This is a genomic window from Peribacillus aracenensis (assembly GCF_025175645.1).
Taxonomy (GTDB): domain Bacteria; phylum Bacillota; class Bacilli; order Bacillales; family DSM-1321; genus Peribacillus; species Peribacillus aracenensis.
On the sequence record NZ_JANZMJ010000003.1, the window covers coordinates 104,809 to 121,717 of the forward strand.

Consider the following 16,909-nt stretch of genomic DNA (forward strand, 5'->3'; position numbering starts at 1 on the left):
CAAAATGAAGGAGATGCGATATGGTTAATAAACGAGACTTCTTGACAAATGGAACGGGGAAACAAGCGATCACCGTCCAAACAGATAATAAATATCCAAATCCAAGGAATATACCTGGAGACTCGGTCGATGAATTTTCGGTATTGAAAGATGGCAACCAATATCTAGCTGAAAAGGAAATAGGGCAGCAAAATGAAAATGGTTGATTGAACGCAAAAAGAAGACCGAATTTACGAGGATTCGGTCTTCTTTTGCTATGTAACTGAACAGGCTGTTACTTGAAAAAAAAGCCGTTAAGATAGCTTTGCAGCATACTTAACGACTTCCCTTCCATCAGCTTATAGCCCGCATTTCAATTGCGCTCCGCAATTTGTGCATGTATTGCATCCGCCCATTTCCTGGACTTCACCTTTACGGCAGACCGGGCAAGTGTTACCCACTTCCGATCCAATTGTAACATTCGTCGAACGCAGTTCATTTATCGTATCGACCAAAACAACTTTCTTCTTAACTTCCACATCTGCCAATTCATCCATTTCAAGCTGCTCGTCCATTTGGTTTTCTTCCGCTTTGAGCGTAAGGACCTGACTGTCACGGCTTCCGTCCACATATACAGTACCGCCTTTTGCTCCGCCTTTATATAGACGTTCATATACTTTTTCAACTTGTTCGACCGTATATCCTTTTGGCGCATTGACTGTCTTACTGATCGAACTGTCAATCCAGCGCTGAATGATGCATTGAACATCAGCATGCGCTTCCGGGGCTAATTCCATAGCGGAAATGAACCATTTTGGAAGCTCTTCTGTATCGGCTTCCGGATGACGTTCCAAGTATTCCTGTACAATGTCAGCCTTCACCTCTATGAATTTACCCAGACGGCCGCTGCGGAAATACGTGAAAGAGAAATATGGTTCAAGACCTGTTGATACCCCAACCATCGTTCCTGTGCTTCCTGTAGGGGCCACTGTCAATAAATGAGAGTTACGGATGCCATGTGCAGCAACACTTTCCCTGATATCTTCCGGCATTTTTTCCATAAACCCAGTTTGGGTGAAACGTGTTCTAAGCTCATTGGTTTCTTCGTCCGTTGACCCGATCAGGAACGGGAAACTGCCTTTTTCTTGAGCAAGTTCCACGGAAGCCCTGTAAGCAGTAGTCGCAATCGTTTCAAACACCTTGTCAACCAGGATATTTCCTTCTTCAGAACCATATTCCGTTTCACAGTAAATCAACAGGTCATGCAGACCCATTACACCAAGTCCAACCCGTCGCTCGCCCAGTGCCTGTTTTTTGTTTTCATCCAAGAAATAAGGAGTTGCATCAATGACATTGTCCTGCATACGCACACCGACTTCGACGGTTTGCTTAAGTTTCTCGAAATTAACCGTTTTGCTATCTTTATCAGCCATTTCAGCCAAATTGACTGCCGCAAGGTTACATACTGAATATGGGGCCAATGGCTGTTCGCCACAAGGGTTCGTGGCAACGACCTGCTGACCGTATGCTTTGGCATTCGTCATTTCATTAGCATTATCGATAAAGAAAATTCCTGGTTCAGCAGAATATGTCGCACAAATGTTTATTAAGTTCCAAAGCTCTTTAGCTCGGATTTTACGGTAAACACGGACTTTGTGACCCATTTTTTCCCATTCACGAACATCACCGACATTATGCCATTCTTCATTGTAAATGGCCATTTCTTCGGCATTATAGCTCTCTACATCAGGAAAACGCAATTCGTATTCCGCATCTTGTTCCGCCGCTTCCATAAATTCCTTAGTCAGGCAAATAGAGATATTGGCTCCAGTCAGAAAATCCGAATTATGGACACTGTACGTTCCACCTGTACGGATCTTTTCTTCTGCATCCCTAATGATTTTCTCACTGAACCCACCTTGGCCAGGAATCTCCTTATAATTGATGATCCCTTGATACATAGCCGTTTCCTGTTCTGTATGCGGCGTGAATTTCAATTTATCCGTCGCATATTTCTTGATGGCTTCATCTTTAGTGTTTTCCACTAGGTAACGCAGAATCCTTGGATTTTGCATTTTGGAAATGATGAACTCCGCAATATCAGGATGCCAATCAGCAAGCATGATCATTTGCGCGCCGCGTCTGCTGCCGCCCTGTTCAACAAGATGCGTCAGTTTTGCAATATCGTCAAGCCATGATACTGAACCCGAGGATTTTCCATTCACCCCTTTTGCCAGAGTGTTTCTTGGACGCAGTGTCGATCCGTTCGTACCCACTCCGCCGCCGCGGCTCATGATCTCCATCACTTGTTTCCTATGTTCTGAGATCCCTTCACGTGAATCCGGTACGAATGGCATTACATAGCAGTTGAAATAAGTAACGTCCGTATTGGAACCTGCACCGTATAATACTCGTCCTGCCGGGACGAAATTAAGGTTCTTTAATTCTTCATAGAATTTATTGAACCATTCCGTTCTTTTTTCTTCCGTGGTTTCCACTGATGCCAAGCCCGTTGCATTACGTTTCGCAATTTGTTCATAATATATTTCAAGCGGCTTTTCGATTATATCCAACGGACGGTTAACAATTCCCGTCTCCACTTCTTCCGGATTATCCAATACGCCACGGAATTCTTCATCCACCAATACCTTGGCTTTTTTGGTTTCCCAATCAATTTCAACGATGTAACCGAGACCCCTTGCCGGGAATTTCGGATCTTCCTTAATCGTCAACACGACGAAATCGCCTGCCGAGAGTGTGATTTTTTCAGTATCCTTAAAAGAATAGCGGTCAAGCATGACTAGACGGGACACTCCCTTATGCGCCATTTTCATATCAGCAGTTACAGGGTGAACCTGGGGAAATAAAGAAATATCCTTATTCAACCTTTCTAGATCAACCTTTAAAGCTTCTTTTATTACAACCGACATAATTCCCTCTCCTTTATATGTTTCAAGATCCGTTCTTGCTGCCGCAAAAATCCTTATGTAGCCTTACATGTCCGTTTCGCTTAACAAGTACCCTAAATTTATCATAGCGAAACTCAAAAATCAACATATAGTGTCGCATTAAATATTTCAACTACTATATATTGTGTTTGTTTTGAATAACTTTTAATTTTGTCAAACGATAAATCAATTAATATAGTTAGCAAAAGGGAGGAAAATGTCGATTTACGATAATTTTTCATCAGATTTCAATTAATTTGGACCTTGCTTTTTCCCCATCCCTTTTAGGGCTTATCCCTGCAAGGGATACCTTATTTAGTCAAAAAATCTGAAAAAACTTTTTTCTTTTATCACTCTTATTATCCCACTTCTTCTATCTCATGAAATTCCATTCATCGCTTTCATATTTACTTTCTGCAATGGCCTTCACTTCCTGTAATTGCTTTTCGGTTAGGACGTACGGCTCTAAATCAATCGAAAGTCCTTCGGCAAAACCTTTTTCAAAAGCTTCTTTCGCTTCAGGGATGGTAACCTTTCTTCCAGCAATGTCATTTATGGCCACAGCTTTATTTTTTAAGTTTTTTTGCATTCTCTCTTTAACCCTGTCATTTGAGAATTTAAATACGCTAAAAAGCTTATCATCATCAAGATCAAGCAAAATGGACCCGTGCTGAAGGATGACGCCTTTTTGCCTGGTTTGAGCGCTGCCAGCGACCTTCCTGCCCTCGACGACCAGTTCATACCAGCTTGGAGCATCAAAACAGACGGAAGACCTGGGCGATTTTAAAGCCTCTTTTTCCTGATCGGTTCGAGGCACGGCAAAATAAGCATCCAATCCCAGATTCCTGAACCCCATTAATATTCCTTCAGAAATGACACGATATGCTTCAGTAACGGTAGTTGGCATTCCCGGATAGGATTCTGGAACGATTACGCTATAAGTCAATTCATGCTCGTGCAGTACCGCTCGTCCTCCTGTTGGCCTGCGAACAAAACCAAGGCCCTGCCTTTTGACCTCTTCCAAATCAATTTCCGCTTCAGCCTTTTGAAAATAACCAATCGACAATGTTGCTGGATCCCAGCCGTAAAAGCGTATGATTGGCGGAATTCCACCTTCGCTTTGCCAGTTTAACAGTGCTTCGTCCAAAGCCATATTAAAACCCGGTGAACAATACCCCGAATCTATAAAACCCCATTTTTCTTTAGTCATCCTTACCCCTCGTTTCAATAGACTGTTTTTCAATCCCCCACAAAAAACTCACATGTAGTAGTTTAACAGACTTTAACACTCTAAAAAAGAACGTGCTATCAAGTCGATGAAGAATTTGATGAAAATTCTTTTTGATTATTGGGTAAAGCAATTATATAATAAGGATTGTCTGTATTCGTTAAGGTAGAAGGGAGTTTTTATGTTTGGAAATATTATATACACTGCTCATCATCTTGGGAGTGGTTATTGCGTATTCACTTTTTAATTGGTACCGCCAGCGTAAAATCGTTAAAACATTAACACAGGACGAATTTATCGCTAACTACAGAAAAGTGCAGCTAATCGATGTGCGGGAACCGAATGATTTCGATAATGGTCATATCTTAGGCGCAAGAAACATCCCTATGACTCAAATGAAAACCCGCTTGGTCGAAATTAGGCCGGACAAGCCTGTATATTTGTACGCTCAGAGCGAAATCATCAGCGGAAGAGCTGCAGCCATGCTATACAAAAAGGGCTACAGGGAACTTTTTCACCTAAAGGGCGGTTTCAAGATGTGGACCGGGAAAATCAAAGCAAAGAAATAAGCCCCATCTCCGCATGGGCTCTTTTAAATTAAAAAGACTTCTTGTGCATCATACGGGCTTTAGGGAATGAAAGTTAACTGTTGAACTTTAATGAACTCTTACATAAACATGAAAAAATCCCCGCCGGCAGGCAGGGATTTTTTTCGTGCAAGCTATCAGTCTATGCTTGATAACGCAGAACAGGTTTTCTTGCAGCAAGAGTTTCGTCAAGCCGCTTTATAACGGTTGTATGCGGAGCTTCCTGAACGATTTCCGGGGTTTCTTCCGCTTCCTTGGCAATCTGGATCATCGCATCGATGAACGCATCCAGCGTTTCTTTCGACTCGGTTTCAGTCGGTTCTATCATCATTCCTTCTTCCACGTTCAACGGGAAGTAAATGGTCGGAGGATGATAACCGAAATCCAGCAATCTTTTGGCTATATCGAGGGTCCTTACCCCTAATTTCTTTTGACGGCGTCCGCTTAATACGAATTCATGCTTACAATGACGATTATATGGTAAGTCAAAAAATGGTTCCAACCTACGCATCATATAATTGGCATTGATGACCGCATTCTCGGTGACGGCTTTAAGACCATCAGGCCCCATTGACCGAATATACGTATATGCCCTCACGTTTATCCCAAAATTACCATAATAAGGTTTTACCCTGCCGATGGATTGCGGACGATCATAATCAAGAACGAATTGCTCACCTTGTTTGACCACAAGCGGTTTAGGCAAGTAAGGGATCAAGTCCGACTTCACCCCTACAGGACCAGAACCCGGGCCGCCGCCGCCATGCGGGCCTGTGAATGTTTTATGGAGATTTAAGTGAACCACATCAAAGCCCATATCACCCGGTCGTGCTTTTGATAGAACTGCATTCAGGTTGGCTCCATCATAATAAAGCTTCCCACCTGCGTCATGGACAAGTTGGGCCATTTCCAAAATATTTTCTTCAAACAATCCCAATGTATTGGGGTTCGTCAGCATCAAGGCCGCGGTATCCGGTCCGACAACACGCTTTAAATCCTCAAGGTCGACTAACCCATTTTCATCCGACTTCACTGTAATCGTTTCAAGCCCGGCAACAGTTGCAGAGGCAGGATTCGTACCGTGTGCAGAATCAGGTACAATCACTTTAGTCCGTTCTGTATCGCCATTCGCTTCGTGAAAAGCGCGAATCATCATCAATCCAGTCCATTCACCGTGAGCACCTGCTGCAGGCTGTAATGTCACTTGGTCCATCCCGGTGATTTCCGTTAAGTGTTCCTGCAAATCAAATAATAGTCCCAATGCTCCCTGAACAGTAGCCGGATCCTGATATGGATGGATATGGGCAAAACCGTTGAAGCGCGCCACATTTTCATTTATTTTCGGATTATATTTCATCGTGCATGAACCCAGCGGATAAAAACCCGAATCCACCCCATGATTCCGCTTGGAAAGTGCTGTATAATGACGCATGATATCAAGTTCGGACACCTCAGGAAGTTCTGCCTCTTCTTCACGGATGTAGTCGGCAGGAAGAATTTCTTCGAGCGAAATAGTTGCAACATCCATTTCTGGCAGACTGTATCCGATTCGACCGGAAGTACTGATTTCAAAAATGAGTGATTGATCTTGATTATTCATGTTGATCCCCCAATTCCTGCGCAAGTGCATCAATTTCTTCTTTAGTTCTAAGTTCAGTTACCGCGACCAGCATATGATCTTTCAGCTCAGGATAAACCGTCCCTAAATCGAAGCCGCCGATCATCCCTTTTTCAAAAAGGTTTTTATTGATTTCTGAAAACGAAGCAGGCAGTTTAATGACAAATTCATTAAATGAAGGACCGTCGAATATCACTTCCACCCCTTTTGCCATAATTGTTTTTTTCGCATAATGCGCTTTTTGAATATTTTGCACAGCCATTTCTTTGACACCCTTTTTCCCAAGCGCGGTCATTGCGACAGAAGCTGCCAAGGCATTCAAAGCTTGATTGGAACAAATGTTGGATGTGGCTTTGTCACGGCGGATGTGCTGTTCACGAGCTTGAAGGGTCAGTACAAACCCCCTTTTACCGTTTTCATCCACCGTTTGACCGACGAGTCGTCCCGGAACTTTCCGAACAAGTTTATTGGTAACGGCAAAATAGCCACAATGAGGTCCCCCAAATGCCGCTGGAATGCCGAATGGCTGGGCATCCCCCGTTACGATATCTGCACCGAGTGCTCCAGGGGGTGTCAAAGCTCCCAATGCAAGCGGGTTACTGGAAACGATAAACATGGACTTGACACCATGAATGATTTCCTCCATTTCTTTCAATGGCTCGATGCGGCCAAAAAAGTTCGGATATTGCACAATCACTCCTGCAATGTCATCATTCGCCAATTCCCTTAAAGCAGCTAAATCCGTCACACCGTCTTTATAAGGAATTTCGACCACTTCCACCCGTTGCCCTTTCGCATATGTCTTCACAACTTCCCTTGATTCAGGATGAACGGTTCCTGAAATGAGAATCTTCTTGCGCCGCGTCTGGCCTGAAGCAAGCATGGCTGCTTCGGCTAGCGCCGTCCCGCCATCATACATGGAAGAGTTAGCTACATCCATTCCCGTCAATTCGCATATCATCGTTTGATATTCAAAGATCGCCTGAAGCTCGCCCTGTGAAATTTCTGGCTGATACGGTGTATAAGCCGTATAAAACTCTGAACGGGATAAAACATGATCGACGATGACCGGTGCGTAATGATCATAGACACCCGCACCAAGGAAGGAAGCATAGTTTTTAAGGTCCGCATTCTTGGCAGCAAGCCTTGATAATTCTTTCATTAATGCAGGTTCCGATTTAGCAGGCTTAATATCGTATTCTCCTTGAAAACGAACGCTTTCAGGGATATCATTGAAAAGTTCTTGAGCAGAAGATACCCCTATCACTTCCAGCATTTCTTGTTTATCTTGCTCTGTCATAGGTAAATAACGATGTTTCATCTAATGACCATTCCCCTCTATTTACGTGGTTTTTTATAAAAAGGTGTTTGTATGATAACGGCTTTCAAACGCTTGGAACGGATTTCCACTTCGACTTCCGCATCCAGTACCGAAAATTCCTTATCGATAAGTACCAATCCCACGTTTTTCTTCAACGTGGGTGATTGGGTACCGGTCGTGACCTCACCAATGACTTTATCACCGCTGTAGATCTTATACCCATGACGCGGAATGCCACGGTCAATCATTTCAATTCCCACAAGCTTGCGGGGAGCTCCATTCTCCTTTTGCTCAGCAAGAACGGCTTTCCCGAAAAAATCCACTTCCTTATCCACTTTCACTGCAAAACCAATACCGGCCTCTATCGGGGTGATGTCCGCTGAAAGCTCTTGCCCATACAGCGGCAGTTTCGCTTCAAAACGCAGTGTATCACGAGCACCTAAACCAATCGGCTGAACCCCCTCTTCCTTTCCGGCTTCCATAATCGCCTTCCAAAGGGCAGGACCATTTTCACTGTCACTATATATCTCAAAACCATCTTCACCAGTGTATCCAGTACGGGATACCAACGTGGAGATACCGTTAATCAGGACGTTTTCCTTGAACTTGAAAAATCCAATTTCACTTAAGTCAGTATTTCCCGATAGTTTTTGTAATATCTTTTCTGCAGATGGTCCTTGAAGTGCCAGCTGTGTATAGTCACTCGATACATTCGTAATTTGGACATCTTCCATTAAATTAGCTTGAAGCCAATTGAAATCTTTTTCTGTATTCGCTGCATTGACCACGAGCAGATAGTCATCCTCTGCCCTTTTATACACGATAAGATCATCAACCGTGCCTCCGTTTTCATAACACATGGCGTTATATTGGGCACCGCCCTGCTGCAGCTTTGATATATCATTAGTCAGCATCTTCTGTAAAAAGGAAAGGCTCCCAGGACCCTTAACATCGACTTCCCCCATATGGGAAACATCGAATAACCCCGCTTTTGTACGTACGGCTTCATGTTCGTCCTTAATACCCGAAAATTGGACAGGAAGTTCCCAGCCGCCAAAATCGATCGTTTTACCTCCGTATTCACGATAAACCTCAAATAGTGGTGTTCTTTTTAAATTGGTCAAAAAATGACCCCCTTCAGATTTTTTTAAAAAATTAATTGGCTTCATTATCAAAAGCTTCTTGTCATTTCGCATCAGGTATATCCTGATTCATGATGTGAAAAAAGCACAAAAAAGGACAGAGAAAGCCCATTTGAGCTTTTTCTCTGTCCTGAAACCTGAAAGTTTACCTATGTAATAGGTTTTCCCCTTTGGTGGCCGTCCCAAAACGGGCGGCGCTCTCCAGAGTTGCGTCCAATAAGAGTTCTTTTGCCTGAGAGATTCACTGCTAAGTTTGCTCCTTCGGCGCTACATCCGTAGTCTCTCCCCTTATCTTCACCCGCATATGAATGGTTCGCCAATGAAAGGAAGCGAAATAGCCCCAAGCATCGGTAAAACCTTTGAGCATCATGTAATGCATTCTCTGCCAATTCTCCTAAAACTTCAGAAACCGTTTGAGTGTCTCCTTCAGTAATCTTGGATAAATTAAGAGCCTATAGCCCATACTAAGAAAACGCGAACTGCAAAATAGATGTACAAAGATTCTTTGTAGCGTTTGGAAATTGAATTTTCTAAATATACTTATATCCTACCCTAAGAAACTTATCTCTGCAATATCTTTTGAAGAGAAATATTTTTCTTACTTCACATACGAAATGTTCGGGTTTTGACCCTTTATTAAGGAAATTATGATTTAAGAGGGAGTTATTTCTATGAAAATCAATATATCCTTCAATTCTGAATGGAATGACGAGCTTCTGCAAAAAATGGAAAATGACGGTCCATGGGGAAATTGGGATCTTTATAAGTTGGCGGTTCAAATGGAGGAAAATCTTATCATCCCTGATTTTGAAGGTTTACAGGCGCCCAAGCACCTTCCGCAGTTAACCCCGCTTCCCCATCAATTGGAAGCAGCGAAGCAAGTGGTGGAAAAGATGAATGGAAAGGCCATTTTAGCTGATGAGGTGGGGCTCGGAAAAACAATTGAAGCAGGCTTGATCCTAAAAGAGTATATGATTAGGGGCCTTGTAAAAAAAGTATTGATCCTTGTTCCAGCCTCCCTTGTCACACAATGGGCTTTTGAATTGAATACCAAGTTTCATATACCTGCAGTCGTTCAGAGAAAAAGTTATGTTTGGGAATCCTGTGATGTAGTCATTTCATCCATCGATACAGCGAAACGCGCTCCACATCGAGATATCATTTTCACTCAGGAATATGACTTCATCATTATTGATGAGGCTCATAAACTTAAAAATAATAAGACGAAGAACTATAAATTCGTCCAAAATCTGAAAAAGAAATTTTGTTTACTCCTGACAGCCACTCCGATTCAAAATAAAGTCGAGGAGATTTTTCACCTCGTTTCGTTATTGAAACCGGGCCACTTGGGAAATGCTTCGCTCTTTTCGGAAAAGTATAAAGGGAAAGGCCGCAACATCATTGAAGATGAACACCTAAAGGAACTGGTCAATACTGTCATGATTCGAAACCGGCGGGCCGATACTGGCATTGAATGGACAAAACGGCATGTGGAAACCATCACCATTGAATTTTCTCCAACGGAACAGGCATTGTATGATGCTGTTTCCAAATTCAAGCCTATTTCGGATGGATCAAAAGGAAGCGCCTTTTCGGCTCTCACCCTCCAAAGGGAAGCATGCAGCAGCAGAGAGGCGGTCTTTTATACTTTAAAGAATATGAAAGAAAAATATGATCAGCCTTCCCCTGACTTTTTGGCAAAGCTTGATGATTTATTTTCTAAAGTGAATGAAACAGTTCAGAACTCCAAGGCTGAAAAAGCTTTGGAACTGATCAAGAAAATTGATGACAAAGTGATTATCTTTACCGAATACCGGGCGACTCAGCTATATCTCCAATGGTACCTACAGCAGAATGGAATTTCTTCGGTTCCTTTCCGAGGCGGTTTTAAGCGCGGAAAGAAAGACTGGATGAGAGAATTATTCCAAAAGAATATACAGGTATTAATTGCAACAGAAGCTGGCGGGGAAGGGATAAACCTTCAGTTTTGCCATCACTTGATTAATTTTGACCTGCCATGGAACCCCATGAGGCTCGAACAGAGAATTGGACGGATTCACCGCCTTGGTCAGGAAGAAGATGTAATGATTTATAACTTTGCCACGAAAAATACAGTAGAAGAACATATTCTGAAGTTACTATACGAAAAAATAAATTTATTTGAAAAAGTAATTGGAGAATTGGATGATATTCTAACCAAACTGGATATTAACAACATTGAAGAATATTTAATCGATGTGGTCGGCGAGTCCAAAACAGAGGGCGAAATGAGGATTAAGATGGATAATTTTTCATCATTAATCCAATTCGCCCAATCCATGAAGGAAGGTGAGGTTCATGCAGCAACGGGAAATTCATGATTTTTTAAAAACTTACTTTCAGGCCAACGATTGTGAAATACTGGATAATGCGCCGACCCACCTTACAGTCCAATTGACGATTGAAATGGATAAAGAATTGATGAACAGACCCTTTTATTGGCATTATCTAGAAAAAACAGGTGGCGTTCCGAACCCAGCACAGATGACTTTCATTACCGATCCAGAACAGGCTCCAGCCGATTTAAAGGGAGAAATGATTCATTTTGGCTCCCCACGCCTACATCAGATTATTCAATCAACCAAAAAGCTGGCAGGATATACTAGACTTTTTGAGGATACTCCTCCACCAAAGGGCGGCGGAAATAATCCTTTGTTTCCTTGGCTGACCCTGAATGTGAAAATATCCTATCAATGCGACCGTAAAAAAGATACTTTCATGTCGATCGGATTGAATTTAATCTCGGGTGAAATCATGGAAAGGTTTCACCATCGGGTTTTACCTGTAAAGGTCACCCCAAAAATACCGGATTACTCCTTTACGCTTTCACCTTTAATCATGCCCAAGAGTGGATTGGCAAGACTGGATACATACATCAGGACCAGTTTCGAGGATGATGACCATTCCTGGGCGGAGGAAGCAATGCTGCGCTGGCAGAATGATTTGAATTTATTGGAGCATTTTTACAAGGATATGGACGAAAAAAGTGAGAGTTATTATACCGAGAAAGAAGCACTAAAAGCCCAATATGAACCCAACATCAGAATATCCATCATAAACGGAGGATTATTTTACCTGTCAGATAGGGCATTGGGATAAGTATAGAACGAAAAGAAACAGATGTCCTAAGTTCGGGACATCTGTTTCATTTTTTGATATTTTTCCTTACGAACATCGACAAAGCAAAAGGGACAATGCCAAACCAATGGGACATACCATGATTTTTATCCTCTTTTCTGTGACGGCGCTTTTCTTTTCGTTCTTTTTTCGTCAGATTAAAATACTCGACAAGCTGCTGCGTCAGGTATTTGATATAAGCGTTTGTAGACATTTAAAATCATCACCCTATGCAAAGTATGTCCGGTTTACGCTCCTTTTATTCTTTCGCTTGTACCCTGAACACGTGAACCTGTCGCGTTCCGTTTAAAAAAAGTGTTGATCTTGCGTATTACACCGCTTGCTTTTCCAACCATTCCTTCACTTGCCCAGCTTCTTTATCGTATTGAATGATGACCCTCCCCTCGCGATCATTTTTGGTCGTGGAAGAAAACTCGATATAAACGTAAGGGCCTTCTTGTTTCATCAAGGAATACCGCACCACACCATTGGGATATGAAATTTCCCCCTGGATGATTTTTGGAATCTCTTCGCCCCAATCTGCCGTCACATCCTTGATGGCTAGATGGACAAGGTGATCGGCCACAAGCGATTCTTCCACTTCTTTATAAAACTTTTTATCAATGATAAACTGGTCTATCATTAGGATCGTGAACATGATGAAAACACTCGCTACAATCATGACCATCGGGAAAACGACTCCTTTTTGATTATTCATCGACTTTCGCAACATTCCTAATGAATGGGTGAAATCTTCGACTGAAGGCAGTCCCTGCTTTATCCGTTATATTTATTACAATGGCGCCGCCATCCTTCTCAACCTGAAATTCAGAAATGTTCTGCAAGATGACCTCATGCCCCATTCCATTCACTCGTCTTCGGACCTTATCTTCATATTGTTCATACGATGATAATTGCTCACCTGAAAGCAAATATAATTTATTTCCCATTACATCCTGAACTTTGGAACTTCGGACCTCCTGCTTCATTTGCATGGTAAAGACCTCCCACTCTTTAGGATGCAATTTATCAACGAATCCCATTTGGGTGTGAATGATAGAAAAAAGCTGTAGAACAAAAAGGGACGTCGTCATTAAAATCATTAAAGAAAAAAGCATTTCGATCATCGTAAAGCCATCATTTTTTCGCAGCATCACAAATGGATTCCAGATTACCCGATTCATCTTCATAACGTACACACCCTTCAATCATTCCCGGGAAATCCCCATGGTCCTTCCAAACCAATTCATAGGATTTTTTTTTATAAATGATCTCCTGACCAACTGCTTCTATCTCCCCATCCATAAACGCCGTCAATCTTTCATATAATAAATGGTGGGCTTCTGTCCTTACGGCAATATCTTTCCGATCCATCAATAACACTTCAAGAATTGGCAAAATGGCAAGGACCAGGAATATACAAACGGCAAAAGCGGCTATCAGCTCAAGGTAGACGTAACCTTTACAATTTCTCAATCCTGAACCTCCCTTTACCGATATTGAGGATCAGCTTGTACTTTCCCTTTGAGGTGTCAATCATAATCGTTCCGGCTTTTGAAGCATTTCCGTACTGATTAAAATGAAAGCTGAACCCCAAAGTGCCACTTAAAAACTGTATATCCTTCGGTATGCTTCTCTCTAGGACGACCCCTTCCTTATATGACGAAACGGTATAAACCTTTTGGGTATTATCAATATGGAGGTAAATCAAGCTCTCATGACTGATGGCATACTGTTGTGCATAGAAAAGATCCTCATGGAATTGAGAAAGGAATAGCCTATTTTCCATTCCTTTTGTGAAGCTAGGATATAGATTAGGACCGATGGAGATCAGGAGTACAAAAATAGCGAGGACAATGAGAGTTTCAGATAGTGTATACCCCCCATTGGAATGCCGTATTTTCGCTTCTCTCCTACTCAACGACCGTTATCTTCCCTTTACTATCCAAACTAATATCATCCCCATTAGGACAGGATGTCTGTTTGAGATAGCCTTGACTTTCCAATTCACCGATACTTCCGGGCAGTTTAGCATTGTCGATCTCATAAGCCTGTACCTGTGCTTGGGCCATCTTCACGAATGCTTCACATCCTTTAGACTGGATCGTTGATTGGTTCTTCGTGATATTGGGGATCGTTATAATCAAAAGGATGGATATTACCAGTAAAACAATAAGCATTTCAATTAGTGTAAAACCACGTTCATTCATTTTTTTCAACATATCATCATGCTCCTGAAACCATCTGAATACCAGATGACCTTCGAGCATTTTCACCTCCTGAATACAAAAAAATGAAATCCTATATACCTTCGAGCAGTGAGAACATCGGCAGCAAAACTGCCAAATAAATGGATACGATCAAAAGACCTATAAGTGAAAACATAAGAGGCTGAATGATTTTCAAGATTGCATTCATTCTCTCTTCAATTTTCTCCAGTAAAAAACGACTGTAATGAAGCAGCTCCGCATCAAGTCTGCCGTATTTTTGACCATTTGCAGCGACCACCGGTAAATTCCTATCAAAATATGGGAGCTCACGGAAAATCATTTCAAGTGATCTGCCCTCGATCAAATCATCCTTAATGATATTGCATAGTTTTTGATAAAAAGGCTGCTGTTGATTTATCGAGAATAATTTGATGCTATCGTTTATCGATAGCCCTCCTGAAAGTAAGCCACTGAATTGGCTAGCAAAAAAATAAGTTTCGTATAATTTGATGAAGGTCCCGAATATCGGAATTCCCATCAAAATCCTTCGCTGCCTTAATGGGCACAATCCGTTAAACCAAAATCGTTTGAGTACATACAAGAATAGGAGCAATCCGAGTAAAAAGAAGGGGAGTGCTGGAAGAATGAATGTGGAGGCTGTCATTAATTTTAAGAGTGCGTGCTGATCGACATCCATCGTGAAATAGATTGTCTGGAATTTGGGAAGGAGAACACTCTGAAGGATATAAAAAACGATGCTTACAAAAAGGACTAAGAATACGGGATACACCATTAACTTTTTTACTTTATCCATATCCTCGGTTCTTTTCTTCCAATATCGCCCTCCTTCTTTCAACGCCCGTTCCAGGTCGCCATATTGTTCTCCATAAAATATATAACTTACAAGCTGCGGATGAAAACCAAGATGGGTCAGCACCATGTGCAACGGGTAACCGTTCCTTAAATCCGCTTTAGCCTGAGTGAAGTCTTCCGCTTTCTTCTTTGATCCCTGAAACTCAAGAAAATGTAAAGCATCCGCCAAAGGATAACCATGATTCAATAATTCACCTAGCTTCGAAATAAAGACTGCCTGCTCTTTTACCTTCCATTTACTTTTTGGTTTCATCATATACCAGCCGTTCATATTCCTCGGAATCCACATAGCCCATTGCAACCGCTTTTCCGATTTCATCCTTCAATTGGCGGTAGCTGACCGTTGCCCTTCCTTTTTCATTTCCCATTATCCCGAGAACCTCAGCTAGGCTTTTTCCATATAGCAATTCATATACACTTGCCCTTTTATTCCTGGCAGTCATTTTGCAAGGTAAAGCACAGTCCCCTTTACATGGAAGACATCGCAATTCAACCAGCCGCTGTGCTGTCACGCCAATCAAACTCTGTTCAACCTCAAGCAAGCTGACACCAAATTCCAGTAACCTGGAGATGGCCCCTCGGGCGTCCCTTGTATGCATGGTTGTAAGTACCAAATGACCGGTCAATGCGGCACGCACTGCGATCTTGGCGGTTTCTGCATCCCTGACTTCCCCAACCATGATCACGTCTGGGTCATGCCTCAGAACAGCTTTTAGACCGACAGAATACGTAATGCCCGCCTTTTCATTAATTTGGACTTGCAATACCTTTTCGGATACATTTTCAATGGGATCTTCAAGTGTAATAATATTTCGATTGATCATCTCATTGGCATGGTGAAGCAGGGAATATAGTGTCGTGGTTTTTCCACTGCCAGTCGGGCCGGTAAATATGAGCATGCCATGGGAATGCTTCAGGAGCGCAATCAATTTTTGAACGGTGCTTGGAAATAAGGATAACTGTTCTAGAGGAAGGATATTCTGCTGGGGTATTAAGCGGATGACCAAACTTTCGAGATGGGCAGTGGGTAAAGTGGAAAGGCGGAGTCCGACCACCTGGTTGGCCAAATTGATGGTGATGGCACCACTTTGGGGCCTCCTTTTCTCCCCTATATCCATCGAGGCAAGAAACTTCAAATGAGCGATCAGCCTCTCTGCTTCAAAGAATGATAACGTTTCCTTTGGAACAAGCTTATTGTCTATCCTGAATTGGATGAGAGGTCCCTCCCTTCGAAAAAAAATGTGGATATCCGATGCCGATTCCTGGACAGCACGGGTCAGTATTTTTTCTGCGGTCTTTTCAATCGATATCAATTCATTCATCACCTCCTATGATTCTTGTTGTATGGATTCGACAATCCACGACAAATTCCTGCCTTCAAAAAAAAAAAAATTCCCGAAAAAAATCGAGAATCATCTCACATGCTCATTTTCAAATCAAGACTTTTGGAAACCAAATTCCTTAATGCGTCTACATTATGACCAATCACCAGTTTTTGCCCGTCTATGAGAATGGGCCTTCTTAATAACTTCGGTTCTTTTGTTAATAATTGGATTGCATCGGAAAGCATCATTTCGTCCATATTAATTTGTAAGTCTTTGTATGCTTCACTTCTTGTTGCTAAGACTTCATCAAGCCCTTCCGATGTCAATTCAAGAATTCTTTTTAACTCTGCTACAGTTGGAGTCTCTCTGAATAAATGTCGCTCATCGAAGGAAACATGATTGGCCCTTAACCATTTTTTTGTTTTGCGGCAAGAGGTACAACTTGGATACGAAAAGAAAGTTAACTGTGCCATACTAATCACTCCCCGTTCACAATTTGTATACATTATTAATCTATGTAAC

The 16,909-nt window shown here is 42.1% G+C and carries 18 protein-coding genes and 2 riboswitches; of the genes, 4 read left to right on the forward strand and 14 right to left on the reverse strand.

The window, feature by feature from the left end:
* Positions 1 to 20 precede the first annotated feature (20 nt).
* Complete coding sequence (locus N0M92_RS04720; protein ID WP_192205479.1) at positions 21 to 206, forward strand: hypothetical protein; 186 nt, start codon at positions 21 to 23, stop codon at positions 204 to 206.
* A 132-nt stretch (positions 207 to 338) separates the two neighbouring features.
* Here N0M92_RS04720 and N0M92_RS04725 read toward each other — a convergent pair whose 3' ends face one another.
* Both N0M92_RS04725 and N0M92_RS04730 read right to left on the reverse strand, forming a co-directional pair.
* On the reverse strand, positions 339 to 2,909 hold the full coding sequence (locus tag N0M92_RS04725; protein ID WP_260284678.1) for a vitamin B12-dependent ribonucleotide reductase: 2,571 nt from the start codon (positions 2,907 to 2,909) through the stop codon (positions 339 to 341).
* A gap of 391 nt (positions 2,910 to 3,300) precedes the next feature.
* Complete coding sequence (locus N0M92_RS04730) at positions 3,301 to 4,137, reverse strand: lipoate--protein ligase family protein (protein ID WP_260284679.1); 837 nt, start codon at positions 4,135 to 4,137, stop codon at positions 3,301 to 3,303.
* Between the two features lie 203 nt (positions 4,138 to 4,340).
* Here N0M92_RS04730 and N0M92_RS04735 point away from each other — a divergent pair, with 203 nt between their 5' ends.
* Entirely contained in the window at positions 4,341 to 4,724 is a 384-nt protein-coding gene (locus N0M92_RS04735; RefSeq protein WP_076365383.1) for a rhodanese-like domain-containing protein, read from the forward strand.
* A gap of 160 nt (positions 4,725 to 4,884) precedes the next feature.
* Here N0M92_RS04735 and gcvPB read toward each other — a convergent pair whose 3' ends face one another.
* Genes gcvPB through gcvT form a run of 3 tightly spaced genes read right to left on the reverse strand, consistent with a single transcriptional unit; the run spans position 4,885 to position 8,805 of the window.
* On the reverse strand, positions 4,885 to 6,342 hold the full coding sequence (gene gcvPB, locus N0M92_RS04740) for an aminomethyl-transferring glycine dehydrogenase subunit GcvPB (RefSeq protein ID WP_260284680.1): 1,458 nt from the start codon (positions 6,340 to 6,342) through the stop codon (positions 4,885 to 4,887).
* Positions 6,335 to 7,681, reverse strand: coding sequence for an aminomethyl-transferring glycine dehydrogenase subunit GcvPA (gene gcvPA, locus N0M92_RS04745; RefSeq protein WP_260284681.1), 1,347 nt, complete (start codon positions 7,679 to 7,681; stop codon positions 6,335 to 6,337). The genes gcvPB and gcvPA overlap by 8 nt, the downstream gene beginning before the upstream one ends.
* A 17-nt stretch (positions 7,682 to 7,698) precedes the next feature.
* Positions 7,699 to 8,805 carry a glycine cleavage system aminomethyltransferase GcvT gene (gene gcvT / locus N0M92_RS04750; protein WP_260284682.1) on the reverse strand — a complete coding sequence of 369 codons (1,107 nt, stop codon included), beginning with the start codon at positions 8,803 to 8,805 and terminating at the stop codon, positions 7,699 to 7,701.
* Between the two features lie 141 nt (positions 8,806 to 8,946).
* Positions 8,947 to 9,030: riboswitch (glycine riboswitch) on the reverse strand.
* A gap of 3 nt (positions 9,031 to 9,033) precedes the next feature.
* Positions 9,034 to 9,121: riboswitch (glycine riboswitch) on the reverse strand.
* Between the two features lie 373 nt (positions 9,122 to 9,494).
* On the opposite strand from gcvT, the gene N0M92_RS04755 reads away from it, so the two are divergent.
* Positions 9,495 to 11,183: a DEAD/DEAH box helicase gene (locus N0M92_RS04755; protein ID WP_260284683.1), complete on the forward strand. Its 1,689-nt coding sequence runs from the start codon at positions 9,495 to 9,497 to the stop codon at positions 11,181 to 11,183.
* Positions 11,161 to 11,961: a YqhG family protein gene (locus N0M92_RS04760; RefSeq protein ID WP_260284684.1), complete on the forward strand. Its 801-nt coding sequence runs from the start codon at positions 11,161 to 11,163 to the stop codon at positions 11,959 to 11,961. Before N0M92_RS04755 ends, N0M92_RS04760 begins: the two co-directional genes overlap by 23 nt.
* 46 nt (positions 11,962 to 12,007) lie before the next feature.
* Here N0M92_RS04760 and N0M92_RS04765 read toward each other — a convergent pair whose 3' ends face one another.
* The 9 genes from N0M92_RS04765 to N0M92_RS04805 all read right to left on the reverse strand — a co-directional run bounded on the left by N0M92_RS04765 (position 12,008) and on the right by N0M92_RS04805 (position 16,860).
* Entirely contained in the window at positions 12,008 to 12,193 is a 186-nt protein-coding gene (locus N0M92_RS04765; RefSeq protein ID WP_063233067.1) for a YqzE family protein, read from the reverse strand.
* A gap of 117 nt (positions 12,194 to 12,310) precedes the next feature.
* Positions 12,311 to 12,697 (reverse strand): competence type IV pilus minor pilin ComGG, encoded by a 387-nt coding sequence (comGG, locus tag N0M92_RS04770; RefSeq protein ID WP_192205490.1) that lies wholly within the window; start codon positions 12,695 to 12,697, stop codon positions 12,311 to 12,313.
* Positions 12,690 to 13,169 (reverse strand): competence type IV pilus minor pilin ComGF, encoded by a 480-nt coding sequence (gene comGF, locus N0M92_RS04775; RefSeq protein ID WP_260284685.1) that lies wholly within the window; start codon positions 13,167 to 13,169, stop codon positions 12,690 to 12,692. Before comGF ends, comGG begins: the two co-directional genes overlap by 8 nt.
* Positions 13,117 to 13,455, reverse strand: coding sequence for a hypothetical protein (locus tag N0M92_RS04780; RefSeq protein WP_260284686.1), 339 nt, complete (start codon positions 13,453 to 13,455; stop codon positions 13,117 to 13,119). The genes comGF and N0M92_RS04780 overlap by 53 nt, the downstream gene beginning before the upstream one ends.
* Positions 13,442 to 13,900: a competence type IV pilus minor pilin ComGD gene (comGD, locus tag N0M92_RS04785; protein WP_260284687.1), complete on the reverse strand. Its 459-nt coding sequence runs from the start codon at positions 13,898 to 13,900 to the stop codon at positions 13,442 to 13,444. Before comGD ends, N0M92_RS04780 begins: the two co-directional genes overlap by 14 nt.
* Complete coding sequence (comGC, locus tag N0M92_RS04790) at positions 13,893 to 14,201, reverse strand: competence type IV pilus major pilin ComGC (RefSeq protein WP_387598215.1); 309 nt, start codon at positions 14,199 to 14,201, stop codon at positions 13,893 to 13,895. The genes comGD and comGC overlap by 8 nt, the downstream gene beginning before the upstream one ends.
* 79 nt (positions 14,202 to 14,280) lie before the next feature.
* Positions 14,281 to 15,315 (reverse strand): competence type IV pilus assembly protein ComGB, encoded by a 1,035-nt coding sequence (gene comGB / locus N0M92_RS04795; protein WP_260284688.1) that lies wholly within the window; start codon positions 15,313 to 15,315, stop codon positions 14,281 to 14,283.
* Positions 15,299 to 16,375: a competence type IV pilus ATPase ComGA gene (gene comGA / locus N0M92_RS04800; RefSeq protein WP_260284838.1), complete on the reverse strand. Its 1,077-nt coding sequence runs from the start codon at positions 16,373 to 16,375 to the stop codon at positions 15,299 to 15,301. The genes comGB and comGA overlap by 17 nt, the downstream gene beginning before the upstream one ends.
* A 104-nt stretch (positions 16,376 to 16,479) precedes the next feature.
* Positions 16,480 to 16,860: a Spx/MgsR family RNA polymerase-binding regulatory protein gene (locus N0M92_RS04805; protein ID WP_260284689.1), complete on the reverse strand. Its 381-nt coding sequence runs from the start codon at positions 16,858 to 16,860 to the stop codon at positions 16,480 to 16,482.
* Positions 16,861 to 16,909 lie beyond the last annotated feature (49 nt).

What these genes read in the sequence shown, in the direction of transcription:
- N0M92_RS04720 (WP_192205479.1), top strand. Translation starts at nt 21, where the DNA reads ATGGTTAATAAACGAGACTTCTTGACAAATGGAACGGGGAAACAAGCG.
- N0M92_RS04725 (WP_260284678.1), bottom strand. Translation starts at nt 2,909, where the DNA reads ATGTCGGTTGTAATAAAAGAAGCTTTAAAGGTTGATCTAGAAAGGTTG.
- N0M92_RS04730 (WP_260284679.1), bottom strand. Translation starts at nt 4,137, where the DNA reads ATGACTAAAGAAAAATGGGGTTTTATAGATTCGGGGTATTGTTCACCG.
- gcvPB (WP_260284680.1), bottom strand. Translation starts at nt 6,342, where the DNA reads ATGAATAATCAAGATCAATCACTCATTTTTGAAATCAGTACTTCCGGT.
- gcvPA (WP_260284681.1), bottom strand. Translation starts at nt 7,681, where the DNA reads ATGAAACATCGTTATTTACCTATGACAGAGCAAGATAAACAAGAAATG.
- N0M92_RS04755 (WP_260284683.1), top strand. Translation starts at nt 9,495, where the DNA reads ATGAAAATCAATATATCCTTCAATTCTGAATGGAATGACGAGCTTCTG.
- N0M92_RS04760 (WP_260284684.1), top strand. Translation starts at nt 11,161, where the DNA reads ATGCAGCAACGGGAAATTCATGATTTTTTAAAAACTTACTTTCAGGCC.
- N0M92_RS04765 (WP_063233067.1), bottom strand. Translation starts at nt 12,193, where the DNA reads ATGTCTACAAACGCTTATATCAAATACCTGACGCAGCAGCTTGTCGAG.
- comGG (WP_192205490.1), bottom strand. Translation starts at nt 12,697, where the DNA reads ATGAATAATCAAAAAGGAGTCGTTTTCCCGATGGTCATGATTGTAGCG.
- comGF (WP_260284685.1), bottom strand. Translation starts at nt 13,169, where the DNA reads ATGAAGATGAATCGGGTAATCTGGAATCCATTTGTGATGCTGCGAAAA.
- comGC (WP_387598215.1), bottom strand. Translation starts at nt 14,201, where the DNA reads ATGTTGAAAAAAATGAATGAACGTGGTTTTACACTAATTGAAATGCTT.
- comGB (WP_260284688.1), bottom strand. Translation starts at nt 15,315, where the DNA reads ATGAAACCAAAAAGTAAATGGAAGGTAAAAGAGCAGGCAGTCTTTATT.
- N0M92_RS04805 (WP_260284689.1), bottom strand. Translation starts at nt 16,860, where the DNA reads ATGGCACAGTTAACTTTCTTTTCGTATCCAAGTTGTACCTCTTGCCGC.